The following is a 16,226-nucleotide window of genomic DNA, read 5'->3' as shown; positions in this document are numbered from 1 at the left end:
CGCCCCCCCCCCCCCCCCCCCCCCCCCGCCCCCCCGCCCCCCCCCCCCCCCCCCCCCGCCCCCGCCCCGGCCCCCCCCGCCCCCGAGGGGGGTGCCTCGCGCCGGGTTTCAGGCGAAGAAGCCCAATCCCCTGAATCGCTTGGCGCCATCTATTCAACGAACACCTTCACGCTTGCCGCGCGTCCCACGGCGTCGATTACGGTGAGCGTTGAATAGCCGGCGCCGTCGGGCAGCCAGGTCGCGGTGCGGCGGCGGTCGATGCCGACGAGCGGCTTGCCATTGGCCAGCCAGCGGAACGGCGCGCGGCCGCCTTGCAGTTTCAGCACCAGCGGCGAGGCCTCGGCGGAATTGGTGGCGAGATCGACGCGGGCGCCGTTGGGCGGGAAAATGATCGTTGGCGCCGGTTCCGTCGGGCCTGCCTGCACCAGTCCGTCGGCGCCGGCGCCGAAGCGCCCCAATGTCACCGGCAGGTCTTCGCGCCTGGCCTTGAGGACACCGGCCGGCTGGCTGGGCAACGGGACGGCGGTGAGGCCGGAGCGGACGAAGCCCTCGAACAGGATGGGGGCGGCCGAGACATAGCCGGACAGGCCGGGCACCGCACCGGCATCGGCGCGGCCGACCCACACACCCAGCACGTAGCGGCCGTCGAAGCCGACCGACCAGGCGTCGCGGTAGCCGTAGGACGTCCCAGTCTTGTAGGCGATGCCGCGCTGCAAGGCGCCCTCGGGCGGCTTTACGCCCGACAATATGTCGGTGATCTGCCAGTTCGCCTGGGCGTCGAGGATCGTGGCGGTGGTGCGCTCGGCATTGGCCGGCTCGGTGCCGTCATGCAGCGTGTTTGCCTTGCCGCCATTGGCGAGGCCGGTATAGAGTTGGACGAGATCGCGCAGCGTTACGCCGACGCCTCCGAGGCCGATGGCGAGGCCCGGCGCCTCGTTGACCGGTAGCACCGGGCTGACGCCGGCCTGGCGGAAGCGCGCCATCAGCCGTGCCGGGCCGACCGAGTCGAGCACGCGGATCGCCGGAACGTTGAGCGACAGCTGCAGCGCCTGGCGGATCGAGACATCCCCCTGATAGCCCATGTCGAAATTCTTTGGCCGGTAGCCGCCGAAATCGACCGGACTGTCCTCGATCAGCATTTCCTGCGCCACCAGCCCTTGCTCGAAGGCGAGGCCATAGATGAACGGCTTCAGCGTCGAACCGGGCGAACGCACGATCCTGGTCATGTCGATCCAGCCGGAGCGGCTGGCATCGAAGAAATCGGCCGAGCCGACTTCGCCAAGAATGTCGCCAGTGCGTGCGTCCGCCATCACCATGGCGACCGACAGGCGCGGGCCAAGCTTGATCGCGGCATCGCGCGCCACCTGTTCCAGCCCTTGCTGGACGCTTTTGCGGATCGTAAGCTGCAGTGGCTTGCCGGGCACGGCCTTGGGCAGCATGGCGTAGGCGGCGTGCGGCGCCAGCGCCGGCAATTTGCGGCGCAGGCCCGAGACATCGTCGAGGGCGGCGCGCGCGGCCTCGCGCTCGCCAAGCAGGCCTGCCGAAACCATGCGGGTCAGCACGCGGTCGCGGGCGGCATGAGCGATGGTGAGATTGCGGTCGGGCCGGCGCTTTTCCGGCAATTGCGGCAAGGCGACGAGCAGTGCTGCTTCCGAGACCGTCAGCCGCTTCGGCTCTTTGCCGAAATAGGCGAGCGAGGCGGCGCGCACACCTTCAAGATTGCCGCCATAGGGCGCCAAGGTCAGGTAGCGTTCGAGGATCTCCTGCTTGGACAGCCGCCGCTCGATCTGGATGGCACGCAGCATCTGCTTGATCTTCGAGCCGAGGCTGCGGTTTTCGCGTGGCTCGATCAGCCGGGCAAGCTGCATCGACAGGGTCGAGCCGCCGGAGACGATACGGCCGCTGGTGGCGAACTGGCCGGCGGCGCGCGCCAGCGCCAGCACATCGACGCCATCATGGTCCCAGAAGCGCTTGTCTTCATAGGTGACCAGCATGTTGACGAACTGCTTGTCGACCTGGTCGAGATGAGTGTCGAGCCGCCAGTAACCGTCCGGCGTGGCGAAGGCGCGCAACAGCTGGCCGTCGCGGTCCTGGACCTCGGTGGAGACGGTGAGCCTTCCGGGCAGCGGCGGCGGAAAAGCGCGGTCGAGTTCCCAGAGAGAAGCGGCAGCGATCGCCGCAAAGCCGACGAGGGAGGCGGCGGCGATGCCTGTTCGACGGAGAAATTTTCTGGAGAGCATGGTGGTGCCCTTCATCCGCCTGCCGGCTCCTTCTCTCCGCATAGCGGGGAGAAGGAGATGGTCGCGGACATCGGCGTGTTCATCTTCGTCAAGGCGCCTTACGGCGCCTTGATCTCCATCATACCGGTGGCGGTGCGGGCCGAATATTGCGGCCGGTACATGTCCTCCACCGTGGCCGCCGGATGGGCGTAGGTGCCCGGCGTCACCGCACGCACGACATAGGCCAGCATGATGTTGCGGTCGCCATCGCCGCCATTGGGATTGAATGCCGCGACGAAACGGTCGTCGCGGAATTCGAGATGGGCGGCGTCGGTTTGCGCCAGCCAGGTGAAGTTCGACAGCTGGGCGCTGGAAACAAGGCCCGGATTGTCGATCTCGAAGCCGGCCGGCAACAGGTCGGTGATCAGCAGGCGCGAAGGCCAGCGGTTCTGCTCGTAAACCTTGAGCACGACCACGTAGCGTTCGTTCTGCGTCGCCTCGGTGACGTTGGCTTCGGTGCCATCGAGCTTGTAGTAGGTGCGGTCGATGGTGAAGCCGTCGCCGCCGGCCGGCAAGGGCTCTACCGGCGAGGCGACCGTGGTGACGACCGCCTGCAGCGGCGTGGCGCCGGTGTTGGCGATGGTCAGCGGGCTGTCGGCAATGTCGGTGCCGCTGAGGTGGTTGGAATACCCACCGGCATGCGGCGCGCCGTTGACCGAGAGCGTGATCGAGTCGTTGCCCGACTTCAGCGCGCGGGCCGCCAGAAGCATCCAGGACTCGTCCTGCGTGCTGGTCCAGCGGGCATCGGCGCGTTCCCTTGCCACCAGCCGGATCAGCTCCGGCACGATGGTCGGCACCGGCCTCGATTCGGCGGCGAGCGCCAGGATCGCGGCGCCATCACGCAGCCGCGAGCCATAGTCGGACCGGTAGTAGTCGTATTCGGTGGTCGACTTGGCCAGCTGCAGCGCCGTCTGGAAGGTTGCTTCCGAACGCTGCGCGTCGCCGTAGAGCGCCAGGCTCGCCGCCAACTGGGCGACGGCCATCGGGCTCGAGAAGGCTTCGAGCTTGGTGTCGGCGTAGTAGCGCAGATCGCCGACCGAGGCCTTCTTGTTGCGGGCCAGAACATAGAGCGCGTAGGCGATTTCGCTGCCGCGATCCTGGACGTCCTGGTCGTAACCGACCGAGTTTTGCAGATTGCTCAGCGCCTGGCTCATCGCCAGCGCCGGCACGTCGTAGTTCTGCTCGCGCGCCCGGGTCAGGAAGTCGGTGACGTAAGAGTCAAGCCACAGATCGCCGGAGCCCGGACCCCACAGGCCGAAGCTGCCGGCCGAAGCCTGGTAGCTCAGCACCTTGTAGATGGCGGCCTGCACGCGGCCGTGCAGTTCGGGATCGCTTTGCATGCCGACGCCGGACGCCAGATCGTTGACGTAGAGAAGCGGCATGGCGCGGCTGGTGGTCTGCTCGGCGCAACCATAGGGGTAGCGGTCGAGCGTCATCAGCAGCGACGGCACGTCGAAGGCGGCAGCCTGCGAAACGCCGACGCTGATCGAGGCGCCGTCGAGCAGGCTTGCCGCGAGCAGCTCCTTGTCGACGCGCAGCGAGCCGCCATTGCCCTTGAGGTCGACGACCAGACGGGTGGTGACCGGCAATTGCGCCGGACGCACCGGAACATACAGCGTCTGCTCGACGGCGGTGCCGTCGCCATGGGCGAGCTTGATGGTGATCGAGGCATTGCCCGCCGTCTGTGCAATCAGCGGCACGGTCAGCGTCTGGCGCTTGCCCTTGGCCAGCGTCAGCTTTTCGGGCAAGGGCTTGTCGCCGGTCGAGAGGTCGCCGGTCGTGGCGATCGACAGGGCATAGTCGCCCTCCGGACCGTCGGTGTCGGCGACGTCGAGCCGCATGATAGCTGCATCTCCAGGCGCCAGGAAGCGGGGCAGGCCGGCAGTGATCACCACCGGATCGCGCACGATGACATCGGTCGTGGCATGGCCGACGGCCTCCTTGGTCCAGGCGACGGCCATGACGCGCACGGTGCCGTTGAACTGCGGGATGTCGAAGTCGATCCTTGCCTTGCCGTCGGCGTCGAGCTGGACCGGGCCGGAGAAGAAGGCGACCAGCTTTTCGGTCGGCGGACTGCCTTGCGGCTGCATCGAGGCGCCGTCGCCGCCGGTCCTGAGCTTGCCGGTGGTGCCGAGCGAGCCGTCGATGAGACGGCCATAGATGTCGCGGACTTCGAGCCCGAGCATGCGCTGGCCGAAATACCAGCCCTCCGGATCCGGCGCCTTGTAGTTGGTGAGGTTCAAAATGCCGACATCGACGGCAGCGACCGTGACATAGGCATTGCTGCCCGGCGCTACGCCGGCGACCGAAACCGGGATCGACAGCTGCTGGCGCGGCATCGTCTTGTCCGGCGGCGTCAGGGTGACGGCGAGCTTTTTCGAGCCTGGGTCGACCGTCAGCCATTTTACGCCGATGGCGCGCGCCGGCATGCGGGTTTCCTGCGCATCGCCGGGCCGGAACAGGGTTGCGGAGATGTAGGCGCCCGCGCCCCAGTCGTCACCGACCGGGATGTCGACCGTGCTGCCGCCGGCCGGCACGGTTGCCGTGATGGTCTTGAGCAGCTTGTCGGCGCCGATGGTGACCAGCAGTTCGCCGGCAAAATGCGGCGACACCTTCAGCTTGGCCACGTCGCCGGCGGCATAGCTGTCCTTGTCGAGAGCGATCTCGAGCCCGTCAGGCGTTTCGGTGGAGGTCGAGGAGACATACCAGCCGGCGTCGAACTCATAGCTGGTCGCCGGGCCCTCGGGATCGGCAGTCTCGATCTCGAGCCGGTACTGGCCCCAGTCGACCGGCATCGTCACGGTCGCCTCGGCATCGGCGCTGAGATTGACCTGGCCGTTGGCGATCGACTTGGTGAAGGTGACCGGTTCGTAGTTCCACGAGTTGTTGTTGCGATACCACTGGTAATTGCGTTCGACCTTGACCAGCGACCACTGCGCGCCCTTCAGCGTCTCGCGCTTGCCGTCGGGATCGACCGCGATGAGGCTGAATTTGGCGGTGCCGCCCTGCGGCACCTCATTGTCGGCGAAATCCGGACGAATGCCGATCATGTGGCCTTGCGGGCGGATGCCGATGTTGAGCGAGCGCTCGATGGCGCGGCCGCCGGTTTCGCGCATGCGAACCGTGACCTTGGCGTCGACCAGCTTGGTGGTCGCGGGCAATTGGTCGACCGTGACCGGGAAGGTCGCCTTGCCGTCGTCGCCGACCACCGGCAGACCGGTGAACGGGGTGACCGAAGGCTCGGCCGACTGCTCGTCAGCAAGGCCGAACGAATAGCCGGCGAAACGGTCCCAGTCGCGCGCCGTCGACAGCGTCAGCTCGCCTTCGAGCGCGAGGCCGGCGGCCGGCGCGCCATAGAGGAAGCGGCCGTCAATGTCGATGTTGGCGGTTTCGCCCTGTGCGATCTCCTGCTTGTCGGACTTCATGTCGAACTCGATGCGATCCGGCACGAAGTCTTCGACCAGGAACATCTGGCTGGAAACGGCCGCCTGCTTGGGATCGGTATAGATCGACACCGTCCAGGTGCCGCGCATGGCGTTGGCTTCCAGCGGCAGGTCGACGGCATAGCCGCCGGCCGAGACGCCATCGGCAACGATGCGGCGGTTCTCGACGCCGTCGGGACGGGTGAAGATGAAGGTCAGCGGCAGGTTTTCCACCGCTTTGGAGGCGACGTCGCGGGCAAGGGCTGCGACATGCACATCCTCGCCGGCGCGGTAGATGCCGCGTTCGGTCCAGGCATAGACATCGAGCGCGCCCGGTGCGGCGCGTCCGGCGACGCCGCGATCGGACAGATCGAAGCCGGCGCGGCCCATGTCGAGGAAGACGAAATCGTTGTCGCCCTGCTTGGCCATCAGAACGGCCGGCACCATGCCGCCGTCGCCGCGCGTCAGGCCGGGGTTGAAGACAGCATGGCCTTCGGCGTCCGACGTGGCTGTGCCGAGGATTTCATTGTTCCTGGCCAGCAGCGTCAGTTCGGCGCCGGCGATCGGCTTGGCGGTTCCGAGCGAGCGGGCAAAGACATTGAGGCCATCCTGGCCGGTATAGGTCGACAGGCCGATGTCGGAGACGACGAACCACTGCGTGGCAAGCGAATTGTAATTGTCCTCGTCATTTTCATTTACCGCTTGCGCGGTCAGCACGTAGACGCCGGGCTTGCGCTGCGGCAAGGCTTCGTCGACCGGGAACGAAGTCGTGACGTCCTTGTTGAGGTCGTTGGCGATGTCGAGCTGGCCCTGCCAGACCGGCTCACCCATCTGGTCGGAAATGCTGGAGATATCATAGCCGTCGAGCTGCTTCAGGAACTGATAGCCGGACAGAAGCTGCGCCAGCGAACGATCGCCGATGCGGTAGAGCTTCATCTGTGCGGCATTCATGTTGACGGTGACGACCGGGATGCCGCGGCGGGCGCCGGCGGGCAGCACGAAGCTGTCGCCGGTGAAGCGGGCGGACGGCGCGCGGTCCTGCACATAGATCGACAGCACGACCGGAGCGGCGGTGACCTCGCCAATGGCGGCCGGTAGACCGGCGCGGAAGGTCACTTCGTAATGTTGGCCGTGCTCCAGGCCTTCGACGCAGATCTGCTTGTCCTTGGCCTCGACGCCCTTGGGCGGCTGGTTGTCGACGGTGACGAACTGGGCGTAGTCGACGCCGGTCTTCACCAGCTCCTCGGAAAACTGCGCGCAAATGCGCGGCGCGCTGGTGTCGGCGTCGATCGAGTGATCGATGACGCGGAAGCCCTTGCGGGCCTTGAGATCCTCATATTCGGCCTTGACCGCCGGCGAACTGACCAGCGCGAGGCTGGCTTCATAAGCCTGCAGGGCCGGACGGTAGAGATCGCGGCGGTCGAGGCCGTTGCCGAGCAGCGCCAGCACTTCGGCGCGGGTCTTGGTGGTGCGCAGCAATTTGTAGGCGTTGATGGCGGCGGAGGTGCCTTTGACCGGCAGATTGTAGGATTCGGAGGTGCCGCTGGCCGGCTGTATGGCAAGCGTTTCACGCGCCAGACCGAGCCAAAGCTGGCCGTCGTCAGGCAGGACCGAGACCGCGGCCTCGTATTTGTTCATGGCCTGGCCATGGTCGCCGGTCAGTGCAGCCTGTTCGGCGGCGGCGCGGAGTGATTCCAGCCCGTCGGTCGGCTTGTCATAGGCCGGATCGGTCAGCTTGTTGCGGTATTGCTGGGCTTGGTCGGCCATCCAGTTGGGGAAGAAGGCGAGTTCCGGCGGGGCGCCGATATCGGGGTCGCCATCGACATTGACGACCTTGCCCGCGACCGCGCCGCTGAAGGGTTTCAACTGGTTATAGTCGGATTTTAGGAAGCACCATTTGGCCTTGTTGTTGTAAGTAAAGGCGCGGCAGGCGGGGTCGCCGAGGCATGTCGTCTTGCACTGATCGAGGCTGACATTCTGGTCCGATCTGAGATCGAAGCCGAAATAGTCGGAATTATTTGAGGTCACCACCCGGCGGGCTTCGGCCGCTTGCGCTACAGACCCCCAGGCGAAAATGAGAAGAATCAAGATCGACAGACCACGAGCCGCCGCGCGCATCGCCATAACACCCTCCAGACACTGCTACGTCCGCGGCATGTTCAAGCTTCAGTCAAGCTTGTCAACACGAGGACGGGCAGGTTTCCGCCCGCCAACGGTTCCCAAACCGGCCAATGACCGGTATGCCGATAGTTCATCCACGGGAAAGGGATCACGCTTTCTTGCGAAAACGCAGAAGGTGTGAATTCCAAGCCCTGCCTATTTCAGACAATTGGATTGTGGCCCCTTTACGAGCGCTTCAAAACTTCATTCCAATTTTAGTTTTGTAACCTAGGTTGTCCTGATGCCGGCGTATGAAGCGCAGATGTCGAAGGTAAGTGCGCCACGGCGCACGCTTTCGCGCGCGCTGATTGTGGCGTTGGCGTGCTCGACCGTGCTCGTTGCCGAATCGGGGTCGGCGGCCGCCTTCGAGCTCTTCGGCATCAAATTGTGGGGCTCTTCGAATGACGAGGACGCCGATATCGTCGACCCGCTGCGCTATGCGGTGACCATCGAAGCGCCCGATGCCGACAATGACCTGGTCAAGAAGCTCGAAAACGCCTCGTCGCTGAAATCCGACGAGGATCGCCCGGTTTCCGGCTCGCTCGCCCTTTTGGCAAAGGCGCGTAGCGACCGCGAACAGCTGGTCGCCGCGCTTTATGCCGACGCCCGCTATGAAGGCGTCGTCAACATCACTATCCAGGGCAAGGCGCTGGACGATTTGCCGCCCGATGCCGAATTTACAGGTCCGCAGCCGGTGCCAGTGGTGGTCAGCATTTCGAGCGGGCCCAAATTCACACTTGGCAATATCAGGCTGGAGGGCGATGCCGCCGGGCTGGCGAGCGCCGATTTCGGCCTGATAGCCGGCGGCGATGCCGGCTCGGGCGCCGTGCTCAAGGCCGAGGCGCTGATCGTGCGGGCGCTGAAGCAGGAGGGCCGGCCGCTTGCCCGGATCACCGACAGGCAGGTCGTGGCCGAGCACACCACCTCGACGCTCGACGTGACGCTGACGGTGGCCGCCGGGCCGGTTGCCGGTTATGGCGACACCACCGTCGATGGCACCGAGAAGGTCAATCGCGAGTTCACTGAATATATGACCGGGCTGAAACGCGGCCGGCAATATTCGCCCGACGAGATCGACGATGCCCGCGACCGGCTGCTGAGGCTCGAAGTGTTCAACAGCGTGACGCTGAAGGAAGCCGACAGTCTCGACGCCGACGGCAACATTCCGATCGGCGTTCAGGTCAGCGAGCGCAAACCACGCTATTTCGGCGTCGGCGGCACTTTCTCCAACACCGAAGGGCTAGGCCTGGAAGGCTATTGGGGCCACCGAAATCTGTTCGGCCGGGCCGAAAAGCTGCGCATCGAGGGCAAGATCAGCGGCATCGGCAGCAACGATCTCAGCGAGCTCAACTACAATGCCGGCATCATGTTCGAGAAGCCGGGCGTGGTCGGGCCGGCCTCGAAATTCATCGCCAGCGTCAAGACCGTCCTCGAACATCCCGATGCCTACGATCATTTCTCGGTCAAGGGCAGCACCGGCCTGTCCTATGAGATCGACAAGAAGCAGACGGTTTCGGCTGAAATCGCGCTCGACTATTCCAGGATCACGGACGCCTTCGGCAAGCACAAATACCTGATCGCCAGCATTCCGCTGCAGTATGTCTATGACAACAGGGACAACCGGCTCAATCCGACCAGCGGCTTCAGGGTTCTCGCCTATGCCGAACCGAGCTACGACATTCTGAGCGGCGCCGCCTTCCTCAAGCTCAGGGGCGAGGGGTCGGCCTATCAGTCGCTCGACACGGCCTCGAAATTCGTGTTTGCCGAACGCGTCGCGCTGGGTTCGATCGTCGGCACCGGCCTTCAGAACGTTCCAGCCGACAGGCGCTTCTATTCCGGCGGTGGCGGCTCGGTGCGGGGCTATGCCTATCAGGGCATCGGACCGAAGGACATCGACAATCAGCCGATCGGCGGGCTTTCCTTCTTCGAAACATCGGTCGAAATGCGCATTGCGCTGACCGACACGATCGGCATCGTGCCGTTCGTCGACGCCGGCACTGTCTCGACCACAGCGACGCCGGACTTTTCCGACGTGAAGGTCGGCGCGGGCGTTGGCCTGCGCTACATCACGCCGTTCGGGCCGCTGCGCATCGACGCCGCCGTGCCGCTCAACCGCGACCGTGGCGACCCGCGTTTCGGCATCTATGCCGGCATCGGACAGGCGTTCTGACGATGAAGATTTTGAAACGCATCCTTCGCCTGTTTTTCTACACGCTGCTGATCGTGGCGGCGGCGGGCATCGGCGCGCTGGTCGTGCTGACCAAGACCGAGCGCGGCCGCGAAAATCTCGCCGGCATCATCTCTGACATGGCCTCGTCAGGGGACAGCAAAGTCACGGTCAGCGGCATTAACGGTATCTGGTCCGGCGCGCTGACGGTCGACCATGTCGTGCTGGAAGACCGCGAGGGCGCCTGGCTGGTGGCCCGCAAGGTGGCCGTCGACTGGTCGCCGCTGGCGCTGTTGTCGAAGAATTTCAGCGCCGACCGCATAGCGGCCGAACGCATAGAACTGGCACGGCTGCCTGTGGCGAGCACCGAGCCGAGCAAGAGCGGTTCGACCGGCCTGCCGGTTTCGCTTGATATCAGAGCGATCGATTTGCCGGAGATTGCGCTCGGCCAGCAACTTGCCGGCAGCGGCATTGCCGAACTTGCGGCCAAGGGATCGGCCAAGGTCGATGCGTCGCCGCTGGCGATCCAGACGGTGCTCAACGTTACCCGCCATGACGGCAAGCAAGGCAATGTCGACGCCAACATCCACTTCGCGCCGGATGAAAACAAGCTTGACCTCGATCTCAAGGCTTCCGAGCCGGCCGGCGGCATCATCGCCAACCTGCTCAAGCTACCCGGCGCGCCGCCGGTCAACATCGTCGTCTCGGGCACCGGGCCGCTGGCCAACTGGAGCGGCATCGGCACCTTCATGGTCGACGGTCAGATCGTTACCCAGCTCACCGGCCGGCACCAGCTGACCGACAAAGGCAACCGGATCGAGGCCAAGGGCGACGGTTCGTTCGAAGGGTTCCTGCCGGAACGGTTCAAGTCGCTGTTTGCCGGCAAGACCAGTTTCGACCTCGCCGGCACCGCGACCGCAGCCGGCGGCGTCGACATCGAGCGCGCTGCGATCGAGAGCGACGCAGTTCATGGGACCGCTGCCGGCATGGTCGACCCCAAGGGCGCCAGCGACCTTTCGGTCGAATTCGTGGCCAAAGCCAAGCCGGTCACGGTCAATGTCGGTACCCAAGCGCAGCCGATCATGGTGGCCATCAACAATGTGACCGCGCGCGCCTTCGGTGACGGCAAGGCGCCGATGATTGACGCCAGCGCTTCACTGGTCTCGGTGGTGGCGGGCGGCTCTCAGGTGAACAATCTGGATGCGAAGATCCATTCCGACGGTTTCGACTTCGAGAACCGCAGCGGCCCGGTCAGCGTGTCGCTGGCAGCGGCCGGGCTGAAGACCGACGTCGCGACGCTGGCGCCGCTGGTGACCGGCAAGCTGACGGCCTCTCTTGCCGGTTCGATCAGCAGGGACGAGATTTCGCTCGACGAAGGCACGCTGCGCAGCGATGCTCTCAATGCCGGGCTGACGGCCAAGGTGACGCTGGCCGATCTCGCCATGACGCTGAAGATGAATGCCGATGCTGTGTCGACGGCGCTGCCGCCGCAGATCAGTTCGCTGCTTGGCGAACGGGTCAAATTCTCGGCGACCGCGACGCGCGATCCGCAGGGCTCTTTCGCCGCCAACTCGATCGAACTCACTTCCGGTTCGCTGAGCGCCAGCGGCACCGCCAGCGCGCAAGGCAGCGATATCCAGGCCGACATCAAGGGCAAGCTCGGCGACGTCTCGGTGCTGTCTTCGCTGGTCGGCGTGCCGGTCGCCGGCGGGGTCGATTTCGCGCTGACGGCAAGCGGCGCGCGCAACGCACCGGATTTCTCGGTTTCGGCCGACAGTGCCAGCCTGACGGCCTCCGGCCGCACGGTCAAGGACATCAAGCTGACCGCATCGGGCAAGGCCGACATTGTGAGCCCGGCCGCAGATGTCTCGCTGACCGGCGCGGTCGACGAACAGCCGCTCGCCATCAAGGCGGCGCTGGTGACGAGCGACGGCAAGCGCTCCATCAAGGGGCTCAGCGTAGCGCTGGGCGACAACAAGGTGTCGGGCGACCTCGCGCTCGATGAAAAATTCCTGCCGCTGGGGACGCTGACGATCTCCGCCCCCGACATCGCGCCGCTGGCGTCGCTGGCCGGGCAGACGGTGGCCGGCGATATCGGCGGCACCGTGGTGTTCTCCAAAGACGGCGAGGCGCCCACCGTCACCATCAATGCAGCCAGCGTGTCGATCGCGCGCGGTGATGTGGCAGCCAAGGCAGTCACCGTCAGCGCACTGATCGCCAACTATCTCAACAGCCCTGCGATCTCCGGCACGATCAAGGCCGAGAGCGTGACCTCGGGAACGACCGTCGTCAGTGGCATCGGCGTCGACCTCAAGCGTGACGGCGACTGGACGAATTTCACCGGCGGCGCAACCATATCAGGCATTCCGGCGACAGCTGCCGGGCGGGCGAAGATTGCCGGCGGCGCGACCAGCGTCGAGATCGCGTCCGGCGAGGCGACGGTGCGCGGCATCAAGGTGGCGATCGCCGAGCCGTCGAGCCTGACCATTGCCGATGGCATAACCAACATTCAAAGGCTGGTAGTCGATCTCGGCGGCGGCTCGGTGACGCTGTCGGGCACGGCGGGCCAGACGCTCGATCTGGCGGCGACCTTCTCGGCGCTGCCGGCTGCGCTTGCCAATGGCTTTTCGCCCCGCCTCGATGCCGCGGGCACGCTCGACGGCACGGCGCAAATCACCGGGCCATCAGCAAATCCCGACATTCGCTTTAATGCAAAACTGACCGGCGCCGAGACCAGCCAGACCCGTCAGGCCGGGCTCGGACCGCTCGATGTCGATGCGGCCGGCAGCTATTCGACGGCCGGCGGCGTCGTGCTGGATCAGGCGACGCTGTCGGGCCAAAAAATCTCCGGCAAGGCAGCCGGCACCGTCAACCCGAACGGCGCCAGCGATTTCGCGCTCGATCTGACATCGTCCGGTCCGAGCCTGCCGTTGACGCTGGGCAGCGCGGAAAGCCCGATCAAGCTCGAATTGCAGGCGCTGTCGGTGAAGGCGGCCGGGCAGGCTGCGCAAGCCAAGCTCGACATCTCGGCGGTACTGCCTTCGGTGGCGACGGATGACGCCAAGGTCGAGGGCATTGCGCTTGCGCTGCATTCCGATGCATTTGATATGAAAAGCCGAACCGGTCCGATCTCGGGCACGGTGACGGCGGACAAGATCGGTCTGGACAATCCGACCATCGCGCCGCTGATCGCCGGCAAGATCACCGCCAAGATCGCCGGCACCCTGGCGGCGGACGCGATCACCATCGACAGCGGCTCGGTGCAGGCCGATGCGCTGGGCAGCGCCTTCAATGGCCGTGTCGGCTTTGCCGATGGAGCAATCGACCTCAACCTCAACGCCGACGTGCTGTCGGCGGCGTTGCCGGCGGCGGCGCGCAGCGTGCTGGCAGAGCGCACGCAGCTCAGCGCCACGCTGAAGCGGGATGGCAATGGCAATGTCAGCGCCAATCCGGTCAAGCTGGCGTCGGGCGCACTGACCGCGGACGGTCAGGCCAGTCTCGCCGACAACAAGCTCAGCGCAGATATCAAGGGTGCACTGGCCGACATCTCACTGTTGTCGAAAGATGCCAAAGGCGCGATCAGCTTCGCACTCAGCGCGCAGGGGCCTAGCCTGGCGCCGGACCTATCGCTGACAGTCAACAGCGACCGGCTGCTGGTGGCGGAACGCGAAATCACCGGGTTGAAGCTGACCGCCACCGGCAAGGCCGACGCCGCCAATCCGGCGGCCAATGTGCAACTGACCGGCAATGTCGCAGGGCAGGCGCTGCAAGGCAGCGCGGTGCTGGCGACGGCCGACGGCAAGAGCGCCATCAACGGCCTGCTGCTGTCGCTCGGCAACAACAAGATCTCCGGCGACCTTGCGCTCGACGAGGCTTTCGTGCCGGTCGGCACCATCGCGCTCGACCTGCCGGATATCGGGCCGCTGGCGGCGCTGGCGCTGGAAAAGGCCGAAGGCGACGTGCGCGGCACCATCGCCTTCTCAAAGACCGCGGATGGCCCGAACGTCGCCGTCAAGGCTGCGACCGCTTCGATTACGCGCGGCGACCTGCAGGCGAAGACGGTGTCGATCGATGCGCTGGTCGCCAACTATCTCGCCGCGCCGGTCATCTCGGGCAAAATTCGCGCCGACAGCGTCATTTCCGGCGGCACCGCCATCAGCGGCATCGATGTCGATTTGAAGCGCGACGGCGACTGGACCGGGTTTTCCGGCGGCGCCACCGTCAAGGGCATTCCGGCGAAGGCTGCGGGCAGGGTAAAGGTGGCTGGCGGCACCACCACCATCGAACTCGCTTCCGGCCAGGCCACGGTGCAGGGCATCAAGGCGGCCATCGCCCAGGCCTCGACCGTCAGCATCGCGAACGGCACCACGACGCTGGACAAGCTGGTGCTCAATCTCGGTGGCGGCACGGCGACGGTGACCGGCAAGGTCGGACAGGCACTCGACATCAGCGCCGCGCTGTCGAAGGTGCCGGCCTCACTCGCCAACAGTTTTTCGCCGGGCCTCCAGGCCGCCGGTTCGATTTCGGGAACAGTCAAGGTAACCGGCGCGCCGGGCAATCCGACTGTCGCCTTCGATATCGATGCTGGTGGGGTGCAGACCTCGCAGACGCGCAGCGCCGGTCTTGGCGGCATGAATATCTCTTCGTCGGGAACATTCGCCGGCAAGAAGCTCACCTTCAACGCCGACATCAGCGACGGCGCCGGGCTTGGCCTCAAGGGCGGCGGTATGGTGACGACGGCCGGCACACCAGCGCTGGTGCTCGACTTCAACGGCAAGGTGCCATTTTCCTTCCTGGCCGCCAAGCTTGCGGCGCAAGGCCTGTCGCTCAGCGGCACCGCCAACGTCAATATCCAGGTGCGCGGCCCGGCGGCGTCGCCGGTGATCGGCGGCACGGTCAGCACGTCGGGCGCCCGCCTGGTCGACGCGCGCTCCGGCCTTGCCGTCAATGACATTGCCGCCGACATTTCGATCGGCAACGGCGTTGCCCGGGTCAACCGGCTGACCGGCACGCTGTCGACACGCGGCAGCCTGTCGGCCTCCGGCACACTCGGCATCAATCCGGCGCAAGGTTTCCCAGCCGATTTGTCTATCAAGCTGGTTGACGGCCGCTATACCGACGGCAGGGTGGTGACAGCCAATCTCGGCGGCGACCTGACCATCAAGGGGCCGCTCACCTCGGCGCCGGTGATTTCGGGCACCGTCAACCTGGCCAAGACCGTCATCACCGTTCCCGATAAGCTGCCGGGCTCGCTGGCAGCGCTCGGTGTCAAGCACAAGAACGCGCCCGCCTCCGTACGGGCGCAGGATAAGGCCTTGCGACCGGCGGCGGCCAGCGGTGGTGGCGGCAGTGGGCTTGTCCTCGACGTCACGGTCAATGCGCCGAACCAGATCTTCATCCAGGGCAGGGGCGTCGATGCCGAGTTCGGCGGTTCGCTGAGGCTGACCGGCCCGGCGGCTTCGCCGCAGGCGGTCGGCACCTTCACCTTGCAGCGTGGGCGGCTGTCGATCCTCGGCAAGCGGCTGACCTTTACCGAAGGCACGGTCGGCTTTTCGGGGTCGCTGGTGCCCTACCTCAACTTGACCGCGACATCGACCACGACCAGCGCCACCGTCACCATCGTCGTCTCGGGCGAAGCGACCAATCCGAAATTCGACTTCTCATCGGTGCCGGCGCTGCCCGAGGACGAGGTGCTGGCGCAGCTGATTTTCGGCCGCTCTATGTCGAACCTGTCGCCGCTTCAGATCGCGCAGTTGGCCGAGGCCGCCGGCCAACTGGCCGGCGTCGGCGGCTCGACCTCGCTGCTCGAAAACCTGCGCAGTGCAATCGGCGTCGATGACCTGGATGTGACCACCGATGACCAGGGCGGCACCGCCGTGTCGGCGGGCAAGTACCTCAATGACCGCACCTATGTGACGATCCAGAAAGGCGACAGGCCAGGATCGGGCAAGGCGACGATCGACCTCAATGTCGGACGCGGCGTCAAGCTGCGCGGCGAGGCCAACGATGGCGGCGAGGCCAAGGGCGGCATATTCTACGAAAAGGAATATTGAGTTCCTGGCCCTTACCGCCGCCGGAACTGGCGCTGTCTCAACCCGCCCAAATGTATCAGTTACTCGCCTAAGCAGATTCCGGCGGAATCTGGGCGCGCTAGCACTTTTGCGCCAAGTCTGTCGTTATCACGCGAACCGCTCCCTT

General features: G+C 65.6%; 4 protein-coding genes. 2 read left to right on the top strand and 2 right to left on the bottom strand.

Features of this window, described 5'->3' with window-relative positions; genetic code table 11:
* Positions 1-149: 149 nt before the first annotated feature.
* Both pbpC and NKI15_RS24210 read right to left on the bottom strand, forming a co-directional pair.
* Complete coding sequence (pbpC, locus tag NKI15_RS24215; protein ID WP_352797150.1) at positions 150-2,255, bottom strand: penicillin-binding protein 1C; 2,106 nt, start codon at positions 2,253-2,255, stop codon at positions 150-152.
* Positions 2,256-2,338: 83 nt separating this feature from the next.
* Complete coding sequence (locus NKI15_RS24210; protein ID WP_352887238.1) at positions 2,339-7,825, bottom strand: alpha-2-macroglobulin family protein; 5,487 nt, start codon at positions 7,823-7,825, stop codon at positions 2,339-2,341.
* Positions 7,826-8,102: 277 nt separating this feature from the next.
* Here NKI15_RS24210 and NKI15_RS24205 point away from each other — a divergent pair, with 277 nt between their 5' ends.
* Both NKI15_RS24205 and NKI15_RS24200 read left to right on the top strand, forming a co-directional pair.
* A complete protein-coding gene (locus tag NKI15_RS24205) occupies positions 8,103-10,031 on the top strand; it encodes an autotransporter assembly complex protein TamA (protein ID WP_352887235.1) in 1,929 nt (642 codons plus the stop codon).
* A 2-nt stretch (positions 10,032-10,033) separates the two neighbouring features.
* Complete coding sequence (locus tag NKI15_RS24200; protein ID WP_352887233.1) at positions 10,034-16,081, top strand: translocation/assembly module TamB domain-containing protein; 6,048 nt, start codon at positions 10,034-10,036, stop codon at positions 16,079-16,081.
* Positions 16,082-16,226 lie beyond the last annotated feature (145 nt).

The sequence above is a fragment of the Mesorhizobium sp. M0862 genome (assembly GCF_040319795.1).
Taxonomy (GTDB): Bacteria; Pseudomonadota; Alphaproteobacteria; order Rhizobiales; family Rhizobiaceae; genus Mesorhizobium.
This window is presented reverse-complemented; position numbering and strand designations above follow the sequence as displayed.

What these genes read in the sequence shown, in the direction of transcription:
- NKI15_RS24210 (WP_352887238.1), bottom strand. Translation starts at nt 7,825, where the DNA reads ATGGCGATGCGCGCGGCGGCTCGTGGTCTGTCGATCTTGATTCTTCTC.
- pbpC (WP_352797150.1), bottom strand. Translation starts at nt 2,255, where the DNA reads ATGAAGGGCACCACCATGCTCTCCAGAAAATTTCTCCGTCGAACAGGC.
- NKI15_RS24200 (WP_352887233.1), top strand. Translation starts at nt 10,034, where the DNA reads ATGAAGATTTTGAAACGCATCCTTCGCCTGTTTTTCTACACGCTGCTG.
- NKI15_RS24205 (WP_352887235.1), top strand. Translation starts at nt 8,103, where the DNA reads ATGCCGGCGTATGAAGCGCAGATGTCGAAGGTAAGTGCGCCACGGCGC.